This window comes from Streptomyces sp. NPDC060000 (assembly GCF_042737375.1).
In the GTDB taxonomy this organism is placed as follows: Bacteria; Actinomycetota; Actinomycetes; order Streptomycetales; family Streptomycetaceae; genus Streptomyces.
In genome coordinates this window covers 153458-172502 of record NZ_JBHWUU010000002.1, presented here as the reverse complement: position 1 = coordinate 172502, position 19045 = coordinate 153458, and the positions used below count along the sequence as shown (strand labels likewise).

General features: G+C 70.8%; 12 protein-coding genes and 1 pseudogene. 4 read left to right on the top strand and 9 right to left on the bottom strand.

Going from position 1 to position 19045, the window contains the following annotated elements; genetic code table 11:
• Positions 1-44 precede the first annotated feature (44 nt).
• The 3 genes and pseudogenes from ACFWBB_RS02620 to ACFWBB_RS02610 all read right to left on the bottom strand — a co-directional run.
• Positions 45-1997, bottom strand: a complete 1953-nt coding sequence (locus ACFWBB_RS02620; RefSeq protein ID WP_385265933.1) for a substrate-binding domain-containing protein — start codon at positions 1995-1997, stop codon at positions 45-47.
• Positions 1987-3555, bottom strand: a complete 1569-nt coding sequence (locus tag ACFWBB_RS02615) for a sugar ABC transporter ATP-binding protein (RefSeq protein ID WP_385265931.1) — start codon at positions 3553-3555, stop codon at positions 1987-1989. Before ACFWBB_RS02615 ends, ACFWBB_RS02620 begins: the two co-directional genes overlap by 11 nt.
• Positions 3556-3776: 221 nt before the next feature.
• A pseudogene (locus ACFWBB_RS02610) lies at positions 3777-4799 on the bottom strand (LacI family DNA-binding transcriptional regulator); the annotation flags it as partial.
• A gap of 263 nt (positions 4800-5062) precedes the next feature.
• On the opposite strand from ACFWBB_RS02610, the gene ACFWBB_RS02605 reads away from it, so the two are divergent.
• On the top strand, positions 5063-7321 hold the full coding sequence (locus ACFWBB_RS02605; protein WP_385265927.1) for an ATP-dependent RecD-like DNA helicase: 2259 nt from the start codon (positions 5063-5065) through the stop codon (positions 7319-7321).
• Between the two features lie 243 nt (positions 7322-7564).
• Positions 7565-8863 carry a citrate synthase gene (locus tag ACFWBB_RS02600; RefSeq protein WP_020131734.1) on the top strand — a complete coding sequence of 433 codons (1299 nt, stop codon included), beginning with the start codon at positions 7565-7567 and terminating at the stop codon, positions 8861-8863.
• 887 nt (positions 8864-9750) lie between these two features.
• Here the strand turns inward: ACFWBB_RS02600 and ACFWBB_RS02595 are convergent.
• The 3 genes from ACFWBB_RS02595 to ACFWBB_RS02585 form a co-directional block, all read right to left on the bottom strand.
• Entirely contained in the window at positions 9751-12000 is a 2250-nt protein-coding gene (locus ACFWBB_RS02595) for a heavy metal translocating P-type ATPase (RefSeq protein WP_385265923.1), read from the bottom strand.
• A 130-nt stretch (positions 12001-12130) separates the two neighbouring features.
• The gene (locus tag ACFWBB_RS02590; RefSeq protein WP_385265921.1) at positions 12131-12370 is read right to left on the bottom strand and encodes a heavy-metal-associated domain-containing protein; all 240 of its coding nucleotides are present in this window, start codon (positions 12368-12370) and stop codon (positions 12131-12133) included.
• Between the two features lie 211 nt (positions 12371-12581).
• Complete coding sequence (locus ACFWBB_RS02585) at positions 12582-13253, bottom strand: TetR/AcrR family transcriptional regulator (protein ID WP_385265919.1); 672 nt, start codon at positions 13251-13253, stop codon at positions 12582-12584.
• A gap of 142 nt (positions 13254-13395) precedes the next feature.
• On the opposite strand from ACFWBB_RS02585, the gene ACFWBB_RS02580 reads away from it, so the two are divergent.
• Both ACFWBB_RS02580 and ACFWBB_RS02575 read left to right on the top strand, forming a co-directional pair.
• Entirely contained in the window at positions 13396-15642 is a 2247-nt protein-coding gene (locus tag ACFWBB_RS02580; RefSeq protein WP_385265917.1) for an MMPL family transporter, read from the top strand.
• A gap of 82 nt (positions 15643-15724) precedes the next feature.
• Complete coding sequence (locus ACFWBB_RS02575) at positions 15725-16768, top strand: zinc-dependent alcohol dehydrogenase family protein (protein ID WP_385265915.1); 1044 nt, start codon at positions 15725-15727, stop codon at positions 16766-16768.
• Here the strand turns inward: ACFWBB_RS02575 and ACFWBB_RS02570 are convergent.
• The 3 genes from ACFWBB_RS02570 to ACFWBB_RS02560 form a co-directional block, all read right to left on the bottom strand.
• Entirely contained in the window at positions 16749-17312 is a 564-nt protein-coding gene (locus ACFWBB_RS02570) for a GNAT family N-acetyltransferase (RefSeq protein ID WP_385265913.1), read from the bottom strand. The two genes, ACFWBB_RS02575 and ACFWBB_RS02570, sit on opposite strands and share 20 nt — an antisense overlap.
• Positions 17313-17370: 58 nt before the next feature.
• A complete protein-coding gene (locus ACFWBB_RS02565) occupies positions 17371-17571 on the bottom strand; it encodes a MerR family transcriptional regulator (RefSeq protein WP_314223138.1) in 201 nt (66 codons plus the stop codon).
• Positions 17572-17984: 413 nt separating this feature from the next.
• A complete protein-coding gene (locus tag ACFWBB_RS02560) occupies positions 17985-18944 on the bottom strand; it encodes a helix-turn-helix domain-containing protein (protein WP_385265910.1) in 960 nt (319 codons plus the stop codon).
• Positions 18945-19045: the final 101 nt, after the last annotated feature.

The window sequence follows — 19045 nt, the reverse complement described above, 5'->3', positions numbered from 1 at the left end:
GCCGGGGAAGCCCCCGGGGCGACCGCCCGCTCGCTCGCCGAATGTCAGCCGCTGAACCCGGCCACGTTCTCCTTCGTGACCACCTTCACCGGCACCTTCACCGTCTCCTCGACCTTCTTGCCCTGAAGCGCCTTCAGCGCGTTGTCCACAGCGATCTTGCCCAACTGGGACGGCTGCTGCGCCACCGACGCGTACAGCGTGCCGTTCTTGACGGCGGTCAGCCCGTCCGGCGTGCCGTCGAAGCCGACGACCTGGACGGACTTGCCGGCCTTGGAGCCCAGCGCCTTGATCGCGCCGAGCGCCATCTCGTCGTTGGCGGCGATGACGCCCTGGACGTCCGGGTGGGCCTGGAGCAGGTTCGACATCACGTCGAGGCCCTTGGTGCGGTCGAAGTCGGCCGGCTGCTGGGCCAGCACCTGGATGCCGGGGTAGGCCTTGAGGCCCTTGGCGAAACCTTCCGCCCGCTCGCGCGCCGCTGAGGTGCCCGCCTGGCCCTGGAGGATCACGATCTTGCCGGTGCCGCCGAGCTTCTCGGCGACCGTCTTGGCGGCCAGCTCACCGCCGGCCACGTTGTCGGAGGCGACCAGCGCGTCCACCGTGGCCTTGTTGACGCCCCGGTCGACCGCGATGACCGGGATCTTCGCCTTGCCGGCGGCCTTCACCGAGTTGCTCGCGGCGTCCGAGTCCACCGGGTTGACGATGATCGAGTCGAGGCCGGAGCTGGTGAAGTTCTGCAGCTGGTTGGCCTGCTGCGAGGCGTCGTTCTGGGCGTCGGTGACCGTCAGGTCCACGCCCAGCTTCTTCGCCTCGGCCTTGGCGCCCGACTGGATCTGCACGAAGAACGGGTTGTTGAGCGTGGACAGCGCGAGGCCGACCTTGGGGTTCGTGGTCGCCGCGTTGCCTCCGTGCAGGAAGGAGGTCGCGCCGACGACCGCCACGGTGACCACGGCCGCGAGACCGTACGTCGCCGCCTGCCGGCCCCTGGTGGCACCGCTGCCCGTCCCGGCCGCCACCGGGGTCGCCCCCGCCTTGCGGCGCACGGTGTCGAGGAGCACCGCCAGCGCGATGACGACACCGATGACGACCTGCTGCCAGAAGGCGGACACGGACAGCAGGTTCAGACCGTTGCGCAGCACCGCGAGGATCAGGGCGCCGATCAGCGTGCCCGACGCCTTGCCCGTGCCGCCCGCCAGCGAGGCGCCGCCGATGACGACCGCGGCGATCGCGTCCAGCTCGTAGCCGTCCGCGGCCTGCGGCTGCGCGGAGGACAGCCGGGAGGCGAGCACGATGCCCGCCGCGGCCGCGAACACACCGGACAGCGCGTAGATCGCGAGCTTCTGCCTGCGCACCCGCAGACCCGACAGCCGGGCCGCCTCCTCATTGCCGCCGATGGCGTACATCGAACGGCCGATGTAGGTCCGGCCGAGCACGAACGCGGCGATCAGCCCCATCACGACCATCACGAGCACCGGCACCGGCAGCCAGCCGCCGAGCGTGTCACCGAGGTGCGAGACCGAGTCGGGGAAGGCGATCGGCGAGCCCTCGGAGATGACCAGCGACAGACCGCGCGCCACCGACAGCATCGCGAGCGTGGCGATGAACGGCGGCAGCTTGCCGTAGGCGATGAGGAAACCGTTCACCAGACCGGCCGCGATGCCGGTGGCGACGGCCAGAACCACCGCGAGCACCACGGGTACGCCGTGCTGGGTGGCGCTCCAGGCCAGCACGGTGGCCGACAGCGCCGCCACCGAGCCGACCGACAGGTCGATGCCCGCCGAGACGATCACGAAGGTCACGCCGAAGGCGAGAATGGCGGTCACGGCCGCCTGGACACCCACGTTGAGCAGGTTGTCCGTGGTCAGGAAGTCACCCGACAGCGCCGACATGGCGATGACGAGGACGATCAGCGCGGTCAGCGCGCCGTTGTCGAGGAGCAGACGGCGGACCGCCGCGGCGCCACCGGCGCCCGTCCCGCTCTTGAGCGTCTCAGCGGCCACGGCCGGCCTCCAGTTCTTCGTCAGTGGTGTTGGTGTTCGTGTTGGTGTTGGTGTCTGTGTTCGTGGTGCCGGCGGTGCTGACGGCGAGTGCCATGACGGAGTCCTGGGTCGCCTCGTCCGCCGACAGTTCGCCGGCGATCCGGCCCTGGGCCATCACCAGCACCCGGTCGCTCATGCCGAGCACCTCGGGCAGGTCGCTGGAGATCATCAGGACGGCGGCACCGGCGGCCGTCAGCTCGTTGATGAGCTGGTAGATCTCGACCTTCGCGCCGACGTCGATCCCGCGCGTCGGTTCGTCGAGGATCAGCACCTTGGTGTCGGCGAGCAGCCACTTGCCGATGACGACCTTCTGCTGGTTGCCGCCGGACAGCGTGCGCACCTGCTGGCCCAGGCCCGCCATCCGCACGCCCAGCTGTGCGGCGATCCGCGCCGCCGCCTCGTGCTGGCCCTTCAGATCCACCAGCCCGCCACGGGTCGCGGCCCGCATGGTCACGAGCCCGAGGTTCTCCTCGACCGACTGGTCGAGCACCAGCCCCTGGCCCTTGCGGTCCTCGGGCACGAGTCCGATCCCGGCCGCCATGGCGGCGTTCACGTCATACCCGGGGAGGGCCGCGCCGCCGACCCGGACGGCTCCCCGGTCGTACGGGTCCGCCCCGAAGACGGCCCGTACGACCTCGGTACGACCCGCGCCGACGAGCCCGGCGACACCGACGACCTCACCGGCGTGCACCTCGAAGCTGACGTCGTGGAAGACGCCGTCCCGGGTGAGTCCCTCGACGGACAGCAGCGCGGCGCCCGTCCCGGCGCGCTCCCTCGGGTACTGCTGCTCGATGGAACGGCCCACCATGAGCCGTACGAGCTCGTCCTCGGGGGTGGTGGCCGGCACCTGTCCGACGCTCCTGCCGTCACGGATGACCGTGACCCGGTCGCCGAGGGCGGCGATCTCCTCCAGGTGGTGCGTGATGAACACGATGCCGACGCCGTCCTCGCGCAGCCTGCGCACGATGGCGAAGAGCTTCTCGACCTCCTCGGAGGTCAGCACGGCGGTCGGCTCGTCCATGATCAGCACGCGCGCGTTCAGGCTGAGCGCCTTGGCGATCTCGACCATCTGAAGGCGGGCGATGCCGAGTTCACGCACACGCGTGCGTGGCGAGACCTTCACCCCCACCCGCTCCAGCAGAACGGCCGCCTCGGCCTCCATCCGCTTGCGGTCGATCATCCCGAAGCGGCGCGGCTGCCGCCCCAGGAAGATGTTCTCGGCGACCGTCAGATCGGGGACGAGGTTGAACTCCTGGTAGATGGTGGCGATCCCGAGGCGTTCGGAGTCCTGCGCGCCATGGATGCGCACCTCCTCGCCGCCGGCCAGGATCCGCCCGGCGTCGGGCCGGTAGGCGCCGGAGAGCATCTTGATGAGCGTGCTCTTGCCCGCGCCGTTCTCACCGAGCAGCACATGCACCTCGCCCCGGCGCAGATCGAAGTCGACGCTGTCCAGCGCGACCACACCGGGGAAGGTCTTGCGTATGCCTTCGATGCGCAGCAACTCGTCCGCGTTGCTCACGTCTGGCTCCTGTTCCTTGCGGGGGACTGCGCGGAAGAACCCTGCGCAGGCGGCTCTGGGGCGCCCCGGGGCGCCGACGGGGGCGGGGAAGCGGGAGGCGCCGGGGCGGTTGGGGTCTTCGGCCGGGCGGGCGGCTCCACGGCGGCTGGGGTCTCCAGCCGGGCGGGCGGCTCCGGGGCAGCGCATGAGTCCGGCGCCGCGGGAGGTCGCCCGGCAGCGGGCTGCTCCGAGGCCGCGGACGGCTCCGACCCGGCGGGCTCGCCGCACGAGCGGCGCACCACGAGCCGGGCGGCCAGGGTGACGGACTGCGGGGGCCGCCCCTCGATCCGGTCGACGAGGGCCCGCACGGCGGCCCGCCCGAGCTCCCCCGTCGGCTGGGCGATCGCCGTGATCGGCGGATCGGTGTGCACGAACCACGGGATGTCGTCGAACGCGGCGAGCGCGAGGTCCTGTGGAACCCGCAGCCCACGCGCGCGTACGGCGTCCAGCGCGCCCAGCGCCATCAGGTTGTCGGCGGCGAACACGACCTCGGGCGGCTGGGGCAGATCGAGGAAGCCCTCGGTGACCCGCCGTCCGCTCTCGGCCTGGAAGTCGCCCTGGCCGATATAGACGTCCGGGAGGGGAAGCCCGTACTCGGCCAGCGCGGCCCGGAAGGCCTCGACGCGCTCGCTGCCGGTGGTGGTGGCGGCGGGCCCCGCGATGATGGCGAGCCTGCGGTGTCCGAGCCCGTGCAGATGCGCGACGAGGTCCCGCACGGCCGCGCGTCCGTCGGCCCGGACCACGGGCACGTCCACGCCCGGGATCCACCGGTCGACAAACACCATCGGCGTCCCCGCGCGCGCGGCGCCGAGGATCAGCGGCGAGCCGCCGTCGGTGGGGGAGACGAGGAGGCCGTCGATCCGGCGGTCCAGCAGGGTCCGTACGTGGTGGTCCTGGAGGTCGGGCCGTTCGTCGGCGTTGCCGATGATGACGCTGTAGCCGAGCGCGCGGGCCTCCTCCTCGACGGATCGGGCCAGCAAGGTGAAGTACGGGTTGAGCACGTCGCTGATGACCAGACCGAGGGTGCGGGTCTGGTCGGTGCGCAGCGACCGGGCGACGGCGTTCGGGCGGTAGCCCAGCGCCTCGACGGCGGCCAGCACACGCGTGCGTGCGTCCTCACTGACCGACGGATGGTCGTTCAGGACGCGTGACACCGTGGCGACGGAGACCCCCGCCTCGGCCGCGACGTCCTTGATGCTCGCCATCGCCGCCCCACCTCCTTGTGGTCTCGGACTCGGTTCATGAACGCCGATGTCATGGCATCGACTGCTCGTGGAATCGATTACATCGGCGCGTACGAAGGATTGGAATCGATTACACGGGTGTTAATCAAGCCCTCAACCACATCCCGAAACCGGATCGTGATGAACAGCGCCCGGCGGGAGACGACGAACGCCCGGCAACGGCCCGGCGGGAGCCCGGCGCTCGCCCTTGGAGGACTGTCGGTGGGGGGCGGTAACGTCGGGTCATGACCGATCAGGCGGGGGCCGCCCAGGCGGGAGAACGGCGAACGGCCACGCTGGAAGGCGTGCTCGAGCGCATCACGTACGCGAACGAGGAGAACGGCTACACGGTCGCCCGCGTCGACACCGGCAGAGGCGGCGGCGACCTCCTCACGGTCGTCGGCGCGCTGCTCGGCGCCCAGGTCGGCGAGTCCCTGCGCATGGAGGGCCGCTGGGGCTCCCACCCGCAGTACGGCAAGCAGTTCACCGTCGAGAACTACACGACCGTCCTGCCCGCCACCGTCCAGGGCCTCCGGCGCTACCTGGGATCCGGCCTGGTCAAGGGCATCGGCCCGGTCTTCGCCGACCGCATCACCCAGCACTTCGGCATGGACACCCTGCAGATCATCGAGGAGGAGCCGAAGCGGCTCATCGAGGTCCCCGGCCTCGGCCCGAAGCGCACCAAGAAGATCTCCGAGGCCTGGGAGGAACAGAAGGCGATCAAGGAGGTCATGCTCTTCCTCCAGACCGTCGAGGTGTCCACCTCCATCGCGGTCCGCATCTACAAGAAGTACGGCGACGCCTCCATCGCAGTCGTGAAGAACCAGCCCTACCGGCTCGCCTCCGACGTCTGGGGCATCGGCTTCCTCACCGCAGACAAGATCGCCCAGTCCGTCGGCATCCCGCACGACAGCCCGGAGCGGGTCAAGGCGGGCCTGCAGTACGCGCTGTCCCAGGCCACCGACCAGGGCCACTGCTACCTCCCCGAGGAGCGGCTGATCGCCGACGCGGTCAAGCTGCTCCAGGTCGACACCGGCCTGGTCATCGAGTGCCTCGCCGACCTCGCGGCGCCTCCCGAGGAGGGCGAGGACCCCGGAGTCGTACGGGAGAAGGTCCCGGGCCCGGACGGCGCGGCGGAACCCGTCACGGCCGTCTATCTGGTCCCCTTCCACCGGGCCGAACTCTCCCTCTCCGCCCAGCTGTTGCGGCTGCTGCGCACGGAGGAGGACAGGATGCCGGCCTTCCGCGACGTGGCCTGGGACAAGGCGCTGACCTGGCTCAGGGCCCGCACGAAGGCCGACCTCGCGCCCGAGCAGGAGGCGGCCGTCCGGCTCGCGCTGACCGAGAAGGTCGCCGTGCTCACCGGCGGACCCGGCTGCGGCAAGTCCTTCACCGTCCGCTCGATCGTGGAACTGGCCCGGGCCAGGAAGGCCAAGGTCGTGCTGGCGGCCCCCACCGGTCGCGCCGCCAAGCGGCTGGCCGAACTGACCGGCGCCGAGGCCTCCACCGTCCACCGCCTGCTGGAGCTCAAGCCCGGCGGTGACGCGGCCTACGACCGCGACCGCCCGCTGGACGCCGACCTGGTGGTGGTCGACGAGGCGTCGATGCTGGACCTGCTCCTCGCCAACAAGCTGGTCAAGGCCGTACCCCCGGGCGCGCACCTGCTCTTCGTCGGCGACGTCGACCAGTTGCCCAGTGTCGGCGCGGGCGAGGTGCTGCGCGATCTGCTCGCCGACGGCAGCCCGGTGCCCGCCGTGCGCCTCACGCGCGTGTTCCGCCAGGCCCAGCAGTCCGGCGTGGTGACCAACGCGCACCGGATCAACGCCGGACAGCACCCGGTCACCGACGGCATGAAGGACTTCTTCCTCTTCGTCGAGGACGACACGGAGGAGGCCGGCCGCCTCACGGTGGACGTGGCCGCCCGGCGTATTCCGGCGAAGTTCGGCCTGGACCCGCGCCGGGACGTGCAGGTCCTGGCACCCATGCACCGCGGCCCGGCCGGTGCCGGCGCCCTCAACGGTCTGCTCCAGCAGGCGGTCACCCCCGGCCGGCCCGACGTGCCCGAGAAGCGGTTCGGCGGCCGGGTCTTCCGGGTCGGCGACAAGGTCACCCAGATCCGGAACAACTATGACAAGGGGAAGAACGGTGTCTTCAACGGCACCGTGGGCGTCGTGACCTCGCTCGATCCGGTCGACCAGCGCCTCACGGTGCTGACCGACGAGGACGAGGAGGTTCCGTACGAGTTCGACGAACTGGACGAACTCGCCCACGCGTACGCGGTGACCATCCACCGTTCACAGGGAAGTGAATATCCCGCGGTGGTGATCCCCGTCACCACGGGAGCATGGATGATGCTTCAGCGGAACCTCTTGTATACGGCCGTGACCCGCGCCAAGAAGCTTGTCGTCCTGGTCGGTTCACGCAAGGCGATCGGCCAGGCGGTGCGCACGGTCTCGGCGGGCCGCCGCTGCACGGCCCTGGACTTCCGGCTGGCGGGCCGCTGACCGGGCCGCCTTCGGAGGTTCCTCGGGCTTGTCACAAGAAATGATCGATCAAATGAGTCATGAAGGTCACAGAGCACTTCCCCAACTGTGACGAAGGCGGCAGGATGAGCTGGTTGGCGGCACTGAGTGCCGCCGGTAAGCCCAATGGTCGACCCCGAGTGCACTCTCGTGCGCCAAATGGGGGATGGTAGAAGACAGTCAGGGCAACCTCGAAGAAGAGGCACAACGTCGGTGAGGGATGACGTGAGCGAGCACACCAACAACGCTGTAGTACTGCGGTTCGGCGACGGCGAGTACACCTACCCGGTGATCGACAGCACCGTCGGCGACAAGGGCTTCGACATCGGGAAGCTCCGCGCCCAGACCGGTCTGGTGACCCTGGACAGCGGCTACGGCAACACGGCCGCGTATAAATCCGCCATCACCTACCTTGACGGCGAACAGGGCATCCTCCGGTACCGCGGCTACCCGATCGAGCAGCTGGCCGAGCGGTCGACCTTCCTCGAGGTCGCCTACCTGCTGATCAACGGCGAGCTGCCGACCGTCGACGAGCTCTCCGTCTTCAAGAGCGACATCACCCAGCACACGCTGCTGCACGAGGACGTCAAGAACTTCTACCGCGGCTTCCCGCGCGACGCCCACCCGATGGCCATGCTGTCGTCGGTCGTCTCCGCGCTGTCCACGTTCTACCAGGACAGCCACAACCCGTTCGACGAGAAGCAGCGCAACCTCTCCACGATCCGGCTGCTCGCCAAGCTCCCGACGATCGCGGCGTACGCCTACAAGAAGTCGATCGGCCACCCGTTCGTCTACCCGCGCAACGACCTCGGCTACGTCGAGAACTTCCTGCGCATGACGTTCTCGGTGCCGGCCCAGGAGTACGAGCTCGACCCGGTCGTCGTCTCCGCGCTCGACAAGCTGCTGATCCTGCACGCGGACCACGAGCAGAACTGTTCGACGTCCACGGTCCGTCTGGTCGGCTCGTCCCAGGCGAACATGTTCGCGTCGATCTCGGCCGGCATCTCCGCGCTGTGGGGCCCGCTGCACGGCGGCGCCAACCAGTCCGTGCTGGAGATGCTCGAGGGTATCCAGGCCAACGGCGGCGACGTCGACTCCTTCATCCGCAAGGTGAAGAACAAGGAGGACGGCGTCCGCCTGATGGGCTTCGGCCACCGGGTGTACAAGTCCTTCGACCCGCGCGCCAAGATCATCAAGGCGGCCGCGCACGACGTCCTCTCGGCCCTCGGCAAGTCCGACGAGCTGCTGGACATCGCGCTGAAGCTGGAGGAGCACGCGCTCTCCGACGACTACTTCGTCTCGCGCAACCTCTACCCGAACGTCGACTTCTACACCGGCCTGATCTACCGGGCCATGGGCTTCCCGACCGAGATGTTCACGGTCCTGTTCGCCCTGGGCCGCCTCCCGGGCTGGATCGCCCAGTGGCACGAGATGATCAAGGAGCCCGGCTCCCGCATCGGCCGCCCGCGCCAGATCTACACGGGCGTCGTCGAGCGCGACTTCGTTCCCGTCGAGGAGCGCTGACACCTGCCGCAGGGGGCGCCGCTCATCGAGGCGCCCCGTCGCTGGTGAGTTTTCCGACTGCCCGGGGCCCGCGTCCCGGGCAGTCGCATGTGCGCAGCCGACATGTGCGCAGCCGTCATGTGCGCAGCCGTCGTGTGTGCGGTCGTCATGTGCGCAGCCGTCATGTGCGCAGCCGTCGTGTGTGCGGTCGGATGTGCCCAGAGGCACGACTGCTGCCGACGCATGTGCGCGGAAGTGCGTGCGGGCATACGGAAGGCGCCCCGGCGCCGGTCCCCCCACGGGCCGACGACCAGGGCGCCTTCCCATGTCCCGGTGCGGATTCCCCCCACGGGATCCGGCCGGGCGTTGTGAGGACAGCGCCTGAATTCGCTGTTTTCGTAACCATCTGCGGTTGTTGTGCCCACGGTTGAGCAGAACGAGCAGAACTCGTCCTGTCACCGCTGTGTGCGATGTGCCGGGACAGCGCACGCTGGGAGGGCCGCTCAAAGCTTCCCGGTGTACGTGCCCCGGCAACGCATCTCTGGGAAAGTCCCCCAAGACATCCCCAGATGTCAGGTCACGCCCCCCAAGACGCTTCCTGACATCGTCAACTTAGACCTTCGGGCCCCTTCGATGGTTACGTTCGCATCACTGTGATCTGTGTCTCTTGCATATGTCCGTTAGATGCGCAAGAGACCGGATACGGCGATCGAGGCCCAAGCGTAAGGATGGTGCGCGAGCCTTGTGAAGAGCTTATGTGAGGCTCGCGCAGGACTCCAGGGGTCCTCCCCGATCGACCCGCTCTTACTTGAGTTCTCATACGACAGTCTCACCTTGCGGTCTCACGGTGTGGTCTCACTCTGTGGTCTCACTCAGGGGTCCCACACCGCGGTTCCTGCGCGGTGGTCTCACTTGAACGTGCGCAGCCTCAGGCTGTTCGTCACGACGAAGACCGACGAGAACGCCATCGCCGCCCCCGCGATCATCGGGTTCAGCAGTCCGGCGGCGGCCAGCGGCAGCGCGGCCACGTTGTAGCCGAAGGCCCACACCAGGTTGCCCTTGATCGTCGCCAGGGTCCGCCGGGACAACCGGATGGCGTCCGCGGCCGCCCGCAGATCCCCCCGGACCAGCGTCAGGTCGCTCGCCTCGATCGCCGCGTCCGTGCCCGTCCCCATGGCCAGCCCCAGATCGGCGGTGGCGAGTGCGGCCGCGTCGTTGACGCCGTCCCCGACCATCGCGACGACCCGCCCGTCGGCCTGCAACCGCCGTACGACGTCGACCTTGTCCTCGGGCAGCACCTCGGCGATCACCCGGTCGATCCCGACCGCCGCCGCGACCGCCTCCGCCACCGCCCGGTTGTCCCCGGTCAGCAGCACCGGCGTGAGCCCCAGCGCGCGCAGTTCCCGTACCGCCTCGGCGCTGGTCTCCTTGACCGCGTCCGCGACCGCGAGCACCCCGCGCGCCACACCGTCCCACCCCACGACGACGGCCGTACGGCCGTTCCGCTCCGCCTCGCCCCTGGCGTGCGCGACCTCGTCAGGAACGGTCTCGAAGAGGCGCCCCACAGCCACCTCGCGGCCCTCCACGCGCCCGCGTACCCCGCGCCCGGGGACGTTCTCGAACCGTTCGGCCGCCGGCAGCTCCCCGACCCGTTCCTCGGCGCCCGCGGCCACCGCCCGCGCGACGGGGTGCTCGGAGGCGTGCTCCAGGGCCCCCGCGAGCCGCAGCAACTGCCTCTCGTCGGTGCCGTCGGCCACGTGCACCTCCTGGAGGGTCATCCGGCCTGTGGTGACGGTCCCGGTCTTGTCGAGTACGACGGTGTCGACGCGGCGCGTGGACTCCAGGACCTCGGGGCCCTTGATGAGGATGCCGAGCTGGGCGCCGCGCCCGGTGCCGACCATCAGAGCGGTGGGCGTGGCGAGCCCGAGCGCGCACGGGCAGGCGATGATCAGGACCGCGACGGCCGCCGTGAACGCGGCGACGGTGTCACCCGTCGCGACGAGCCAGCCGCCGAAGGTGGCGACCGCGAGCAGCAGCACCACCGGCACGAAGATCCCGGAGATCCGGTCGGCTAGCCGCTGCACCTCGGCCTTGCCGCTCTGCGCGTCCTCGACCAGCCGCGCCATGCGCGCGAGCCGGGTGTCCGCGCCGATCCGGGTGGCCTCGACGACCAGCCGCCCGGCGGCGTTCACCGTGGCGCCCGTGACGGCGTCGCCGGGCCCGACGTCCACCGGCACGGACTCGCCGGTCAGCATCGAGGCGTCCACGGCGGACATGCCCTCCACGACCGTCCCGTCGGTGGCGACCTTCTCCCCGGGCCGCACGACGAACCGGTCACCGACCGCCAGCCGGTCGACCGGGATCCGCACCTCCTTCCCGTCCCGCAGCACGGCCACGTCCTTCGCGCCCAGCTCCATGAGGGCCCGCAGCGCCGCCCCCGCGCGCCGCTTGGAACGGGCCTCCAGATAGCGGCCGAGCAGGATGAAGGCGGTGACTCCGGCGGCGACCTCCAGATAGATCGTGGAGGCGCCGTCCGTGCGGGAGACGGTGAGTTCGAAGGGGTGGCGCATGCCGGGCATGCCCGCGTCGCCGAAGAACAGCGCCCACACGGACCAGCCGAGCGCGGCCAGCGTGCCGACGGAGACCAGGGTGTCCATGGTGGCCGCGCCGTGCCGCAGGTTCGTCCAGGCCGCCCTGTGCAGCGGGCCGCCGCCCCAGACGACGACGGGCGCGGCGAGCGTCAGCGAGAGCCACTGCCAGTTGTCGAACTGGAGGGAGGGGACCATCGCGAGCAGGACGACGGGCGCGGCGAGCAGCACGGAGACGAGGAGCCGGTGCCGCAGATCCGCGAGTTCGGGGTCCCGCGGGGCGTCCGCCCGGACCGGTTCCCGCTCCGGCTCGCGCACGGGCTCCTCGGCCGTGTACCCGGTCTTGACGACGGTCGCGATCAGGTCGGTGACCGCGGTCCCGGCCGGATAGCTGACCTTGGCCTTCTCCGTCGCGTAGTTGACGGTCGCGGTGACGCCGTCCATGCGGTTGAGCTTCTTCTCGACGCGGGCCGCGCAGGAGGCGCAGGTCATCCCGCCGATGAGCAGTTCGACCTCGGCGGTCGGCGCATGCGGTTCGGCTATCGGCGTTTCCGTGGTGGTACTGGTCATGTCCGTGCTCCAGGAGCTGACCGGGCCGTACGGAACCAGTATCAGCTGGTCGGCACGGCCCGGTGGGTGGAGGAAGGGTGTCGAGGGCGCGAGGAGGGGTGTCGAGCAGAGGTGCGGGGGAGCGGGTTCCTCAGGCCTGGCCGACCAGTTCGAAGCCGGCCTCGTCGACGGCGGCGCGCACGGCCTCCTCGTCGAGCGCGGCGGCGGAGACGATCGTGACCTCACCGGTCGAGGCGACGGCCTTCACGGAGGTGACGCCGGAGAGCTCGGAGAGCTCGCCGGAGACGGCGCCCTCGCAGTGACCGCAGCTCATGCCGCTCACCTTGTAGACGGTGGTGACGGAGCCCGGGGTGTCGGTTTGAGCGGTCATGTCGTTCTCCTCGTGGAGGCAGGTGGGGCGGGCGAGGCCGCGAGGGGTCTCCCGTTAACTCACACTATACCCCTAGGGGGTATTAATCCAAGGAAGAGACCCGCCGGGCGGACGGCGGTGCGGATGCTTCCGGGCATGCGGTGGCGGGCCGTCGGGACGTATGCCGACGGCCCGGCAGATGGCGGACCGGCCGAGGAGGCGGGTACCCGGGCTACAGGGTCGTAGTGGCCCCGGTGTCGCTGCCCTCCAGGGAGCCCAGCCGGTCGCCCACCAGCGGCTCCAGGTAGCGGATCAGTACGTTCTTCAGCTCCCGTACGTACGCGTCGCGCTCGGCGCCCTCGTGCCCCAGGACCAGCTCCAGGCCCGCCTTGTACAGGCCCAGACACATGTGCGCGATGCGGGAGAGGTCGGCGGGGGGCGCGTCCGGCAGGAGGGAGGAGAGCAGGCCTTCGATGCGGGCGTGCAGCGTGGCGTGCAGCGCGTCGTGCTCCTCGGTGATGTGGCCGGGGATGTCGGGGCCGTGCATCAGGGTGAAGAACACCGGGTGGTCGCAGTTGAAGGCGATGAACCGGTCCACGGCCGCGCCGACGGCCTCCTCCAGCGGGGTCGCGGGGTCGACCGGCGCGAGCGCCTCGCCGTAGGTGTCGCGCATCTTGTGCATGAGGCGGTCGCCCAGCTCGATCGCGATCGCTTCCTTGTTGGGGAAGAACTGGTAGAGCGTGCCAGGTGAGACGCCCGCCTCGCGGGCGATGGCGTTGGTGCTGGCGGCGGTGAAGCCGGTCGTGCAGAAGACGCTGGCCGCGGCCTCGAGCAGCTGCGCGATGCGCCGCTCGCCGCGCGCCTGGCGGCGGCGCGGCTGTTCCTTCTCCTGGCTCTCGGCCACGCGTTGTCCCCAGCTTTCCCTGACACGATTGACAAACGCGAGTGGTCGCTCGCATTCTGGAGATCAGAAACGCGAGCGCTGTCTCGTGTTTGCCATTTTACGGTTTTCACGACTGCTTGCAGGGTGAAGGGGACACCGCACGATGACCGAAGTCAACAGCCCGCCCCGTCCCGGAGGCTGGACCCGCTTCGTGACCGCCCGGCCCGGGTTGTCGCTGCTCGCGGCCCTGGTGCTCACCGTGCTCGCCGTGCTGGCCGGCAGCGGGGTCGCCGAGCGGCTGGGCAGCGGTGGCTGGGAGGATCCGGCCGCGCAGTCCACGTACGCGACCAAGGCCCTGGAGCGGGAGTTCCCCGGCTCCCAGCCCAATCTCCTGCTCCTGCTCGACGCGGGCGACGCCTCGGTGGACGACCCGGCGGTGGCCGCCGAGGCGAACCGGCTCACCGCGGAACTGGCCGCCGAGAAGGGCGTCGTCGGCGTCGGCTCCTACTGGCAGGCCAAGGCCACGGGGACTTCCTCCGCCCTGCGCGCGCAGGACGGCCACGAGGCGCTGATAGCCGCCCGCATCACGGGCGACGAGAAGACGATGGGCAAGACCCTCGACCGCATCGCCCCCGCCCTGCGCGGCACACACGGGCCGGTGGAGGTCAGGATCGGCGGCGGCGTCGCCGTGCGGCACGAGATGCAGACCATCATCCAGGAGGACCTGACCCGCGCCGAGGTGATCGCCCTGCCGATCACGCTGGTGCTGCTGGTGATGGTCTTCGGCAGCGCCGTCGCCGCCGTGCTTCCGCTCGGCATCGGCATCGTCGCGATCCTCGGCACCAACGCGGTCCTCAGCGGTCTCACGCGGTTCACCGACGTCTCCATCTTCGCGATGAACCTCACGACAGCCCTGGGCCTCGGCCTCGCCATCGACTACGCCCTGTTCATCGTCCGCCGCTTCCGCGAGGAACTCGCCGCCGGCGCCGATCCGTCGGCTGCCATCGGCACCACCCTGCGCACGGCCGGCCGCACGGTCCTGTTCTCCGCGCTCACGGTCGCGGTGTCCCTGGCGGCGATGCTCCTCTTCCCGCAGTACTTCCTGCGCTCCTTCGCCTACGCCGGCATGGCCGTGGTCCTGCTGGCCGCCGCGGCCGCCCTGATCCTGCTCCCGGCGGCGCTGGTCCTGCTGGGCGACCGGGTCAACTCCCTCGATCTGCGCCGCCTGTTCCGCCGGGGCCGGCCCGCCGGGACGTCCGGCGGGGAGAGCGCCGAGGAGGACGGCAGGGCCTGGGGCCGCATGGCGAACCTGGTCATGCGCCGGGCCCCGTTCTTCGCCCTGGCCACCACGGCCGTCCTCGTCCTCCTCGGACTGCCCTTCCTGGGCGTGCGGTTCGGCACGGCGGACGACCGCCAGCTGCCCTCCTCGGCCGAGTCCCACGTGGTGCAGCAGCACATCAGGGACGGCTTCCCGGGCAGCCCCGGCGGCGGCCTCGAGGTCCTCGCCGAGGGCAGGGCGACCCGGGCCCAGTACACCGCCTACAAGGAGCGCGTGGCGGCGCTGCCGGAAGTGGCCCGGGTGGACGGCCCGTTGGTCAAGGGCGACTCGGCGTACTTCACGGTGCTGCCCAAGGGCGAGGCCGTCGACGACACGGCCCAGAACCTGGTGGGCGACCTGCGCGCCACGGCCGCCCCCTTCGAGACCAAGGTGACTGGCACGGCCGCCGTTCTGGTCGACTCCAAGCACGCGATCGGCAGCCGACTGCCCTGGGCGGCGGCCTTCATAGCGATCGTCACCCTGCTCCTGGTCTTCCTCCTGACCGGCAGCGTGCTGATCCCGCTCCAGGCGGTACTGCTCAACGCGCTCAGCCTGACGGCGATGTTCGGCGCGGTGGTCTGGGTCTTCCAGGACGGCCACCTCTCCGGCCCGCTCGGCTTCACCAGCCCCGGATCCATCGAGACCACCCTGCCGGTCCTGATGTTCTGCGTGGCCTTCGGCCTCTCGATGGACTACGGCGTGTTCCTGCTCTCCCGCATCAAGGAGGAGTACGACCGTACGGGCGACCACGAGGGGGCGGTCGGCCTCGGTCTCCGGCGCACGGGGGGCCTGATCACGGCGGCGGCGGTCATCCTGGCGGTGGTGATGGTCGCGATAGGCACCTCGCGCGTCACCAACACCAAGATGCTCGGTCTGGGCATCGCCCTGGCGGTCCTCATGGACGCGATGATCGTGCGCAGCCTGCTGGTCCCGGCGGTGATGCGGCTGACGGGACGGGCGACCTGGTGGGCGCCGGGACCGTTGCGGCGGTTCCACGAGCGGTTCGGCCTGAGCGAGGGCGGCGCCGACCAGGCACCGGCGCCGGAAGAGGAGGCGGAAGAGGAACGGGACAAGGTGGGCACACCCGGCTGACGCGCCACACCTGGCCGTCGCCCGGACCGTCTAGCCTTCGCGGAGATCTCCGGGGTGTCCCTGGACGACGAACGGAGTGGGTATGCGCGCTGTGGTCTTCGAGCGGTACGGCGAACCCGCCGAGGTGCGTGAGCTGCCCGACCCCCGGCCCGCGCCCCACGGAGTGGTCGTGCGGGTCGAGGCCACGGGTCTGTGCCGCAGCGACTGGCACGGCTGGATGGGCCACGACCCGGACATCGCCCTGCCGCACGTGCCCGGTCACGAACTCGCCGGCGTCGTGGAGACGGTCGGCAGCCGGGTCACCAGGTGGCGGCCGGGCGACCGGGTCACCGTCCCCTTCGTGTGCGGCTGCGGCAGCTGCCCGTCCTGCGCGGCCGGCGACCACCAGGTGTGCGAGCGGCAGACCCAGCCCGGCTTCACGCACTGGGGCTCCTTCGCCCAGTACGTGGCCCTGGACCACGCCGACGTGAACCTGGTCGCCATCCCCGACGACCTCTCGTACGCCACCGCGGCCTCCCTCGGCTGCCGGTTCGCCACGGCGTTCCGGGCGGTGGTGCGGCAGGGCCGGGTAGGCGCGGGGGAGTGGGTGGCGGTGCACGGCTGCGGAGGCGTGGGCCTGTCGGCGGTGATGATCGCGGCGGCGAGCGGGGCACGCGTGGTGGCGGTGGACGTCTCCCCGAAGGCCCTGGACCTGGCGCGCGAGTTCGGCGCGGCCGAGTGCGTGGATGCCACGGGGGCACCGGACACGGCGGAGGCGGTCCGTGAGCTGACCGGGGGAGGCGCCCACCTCTCCCTCGACGCACTCGGTTCCCCCGCCACCTGTGCCGCCTCGGTGAACGGACTGCGCCGCCGAGGACGTCATGTCCAGGTCGGTCTGCTCCCCTCGGCGGACGGCACGACCCCCGTGCCGCTGGCCCGCGCCATCGCCCTGGAACTGGAGATCCTGGGCAGCCACGGCATGGCCGCGCACGCGTACCCGCAGATGCTGGAACTGGTCCGGACCGGGGTGCTGCGCCCCGACCTGCTGGTGACGTCGACGATCACACTGGACGCGGCCCCGGCCGCCCTGTCCGCGCTGGGCACCACGCCGGGCGCGGGGGTGACGGTCATCGAACCGTGGGCCTGAGCGCGGCCCACTCCCGGTCCAGGATCGCCATGAGCACCTCGTCCACCCACACCCCGTCCCGCAACGCGACCTCCCGCCGCACCCCCTCGACCACGAACCCGACCTTCTCGTAGACGCGGCGGGCCCGTGCGTTGTCGCCGTACAGCTCCAGCTGGACGCGGTGCAGGCCCAGCTGCTCGAAACCGTGGCCGACGATCAGCCGGGTCGCCTCGGTACCGAGCCCGCGGTCGCGGCCCCGGGGGCCGATCAGCGTGCGAAAGGTGCAGCTGCGGGCGTCCGGTTGCCACTCATGAAGGACGACCTCGCCCACGAGTTCGCCGGTGTCGCGGTCGGTGACGGCGAGGTCCAGCCGGTCGGGCTGCTCGGAGCGGGAGCCGTACCAGGAGCGCAGCCGTTCCAAGGTGAGGTCGCTCTTCGGCGGGAAGGTGAAGCGGATGACCTCGGGGTCGCCGATGATCTCCCACATGGCGTCGGCGTCGGCCTCCGTGAAGGGCCGCAGGACGGTCTTCGGGCCGGAGAGCAGGGGCTTTACGGAGAAGTTCACCCACAGCACTGTGCCCCACGCGCCGGCGGGGCACAGCCGGTTTTTCCTCCGACGGGGGTCAGTCCAGAGCACGTCCCCGGTTGCCCGGCCGGGAGGCGACCCAGGCGCGGACGGTGTCGGCGTACCAGAAGGGCTTGCCGCCCTCGACGTGGTCCGGCGGGGGCAGCAGTCCGTGCTTGCGGTAGGACCGTACGGTGTCCGGCTGCACCTTGATGTGCGCCGCGATCTCCTTGTAGGACCAGAGCCTTCGGTCGGTCATGAGTTGCACCTCCGTGCGCGCGGGGGTCGGCGGCCGGGAGGCCGCCCGGGGGGACCCGGCGCTGCGCTGGCGATCACCAAGCCTGTGCCCCGTCAACGACAGCCGGTGACTGTGCGGAAGCGGCTGTTGGCCACGTGTGACGCAAGATCCGCGTACACGGGACATGCGTGACAGAAAGGAGGTATTTGTGACAGAGATGACGCATGGACGCGCGGGGGCCCTGTGGGAGGGGCGCGTTGACAAACGCCCCGAATCACCGACAGGAGCCGGGCCGGGCCCGCTGCGACAGGCCCGACCCGTTCCCGCTCCCCGCCACCCCCCGGAACGACCGGACCGACCGAGTACCCCGACCGACCGAAGTACCCGGACCAACCGGAAATCACCGGATCAACTGGCAGACCCTCAGCCTGTATTCAGCCAATGCGCCCGGTCTTGGAAAAATGCGCACCCGGTCCGGACCGATCGTCCGGGCGAGCCGGCAGGACCAGGCTCGTCGCCTCCCCGCTCAGCCGGTCCGTCGCCGGGGACACCTGCGCCGGAAGGCGCCTGGCCTGCGCGAACTCCCTCGGCGTGCAGCCCGTCATCGCCTTGAACTCGCCGCTGAGATGAGCCTGGTCGTAGAAGCCGCAGAGCGCCGCGGTCTCCGCCGCGCTTCGCCCCTCGGCCAGAAGCCGACGGGCGCGTTGCAGCCGCAGCACCCGGGCCGCCGCCTTGGGGCCGAGCCCGATCTGCTCCCGGAAACGGTTCTCCAGGTGCCGTACGCTCCAGCCGACCTCCTCGGCCAGCCGGGGCACCGGTATCGCGCCACCCGTGCGCACCAGCAGCGACCAGGCCCGCGCCACCTGCTCCGAACTGGGCGTCCCGGCGTCCCGCCAGCGGGTGAGGACATCGTCGAGCAGTCCGAACCGGTCCGCCCAGCAGGGCAACGCGGCCAGCGCGGCGGCGAATTCGCCGAGGGGAGTGGCCAGGGCGTGCGGCAGCTCGTCCGGGTCCACGGTCCGGTTGACGAGCTCGTGCTGCGGAGTGCCGAACAGGGTGAACGCGGCCCAGGGCGTGAGCAGCACCTCGATGCCCGACAACCGGCCACCGTGCTCACCGACGGCCGGCGTGGTCGTGGGCCCGCAGTACACGGACACGAGCGTGTCCGTGGCCCGCCCGGCGCGAGAGATGCGAACGGGCTCCCCGAACCCCAGCAGCAGCGTCACCGCCCCGATGGGCGTCTCCAACCGCCGCCGGGGCCGAGCCATGGCAAGCCGGATCCCGCGATAACTGATCACCCCGGGCCGCAGCCGCGGATGGGGCGAGCCCATGGCGAACTCCCAGGAGCCACTCGGCCCTTCACCCGACCGGACGTGTACTGCCCTCGCAGCCATGGGCGCCCATGCTAGAGGCGGCGACCGCAGCCCACCCAGGGGCGCGGGCAACTGCGCGACCGGCTACGGACTGCCCGTGCCCGGCATCGAACGGAACCCGG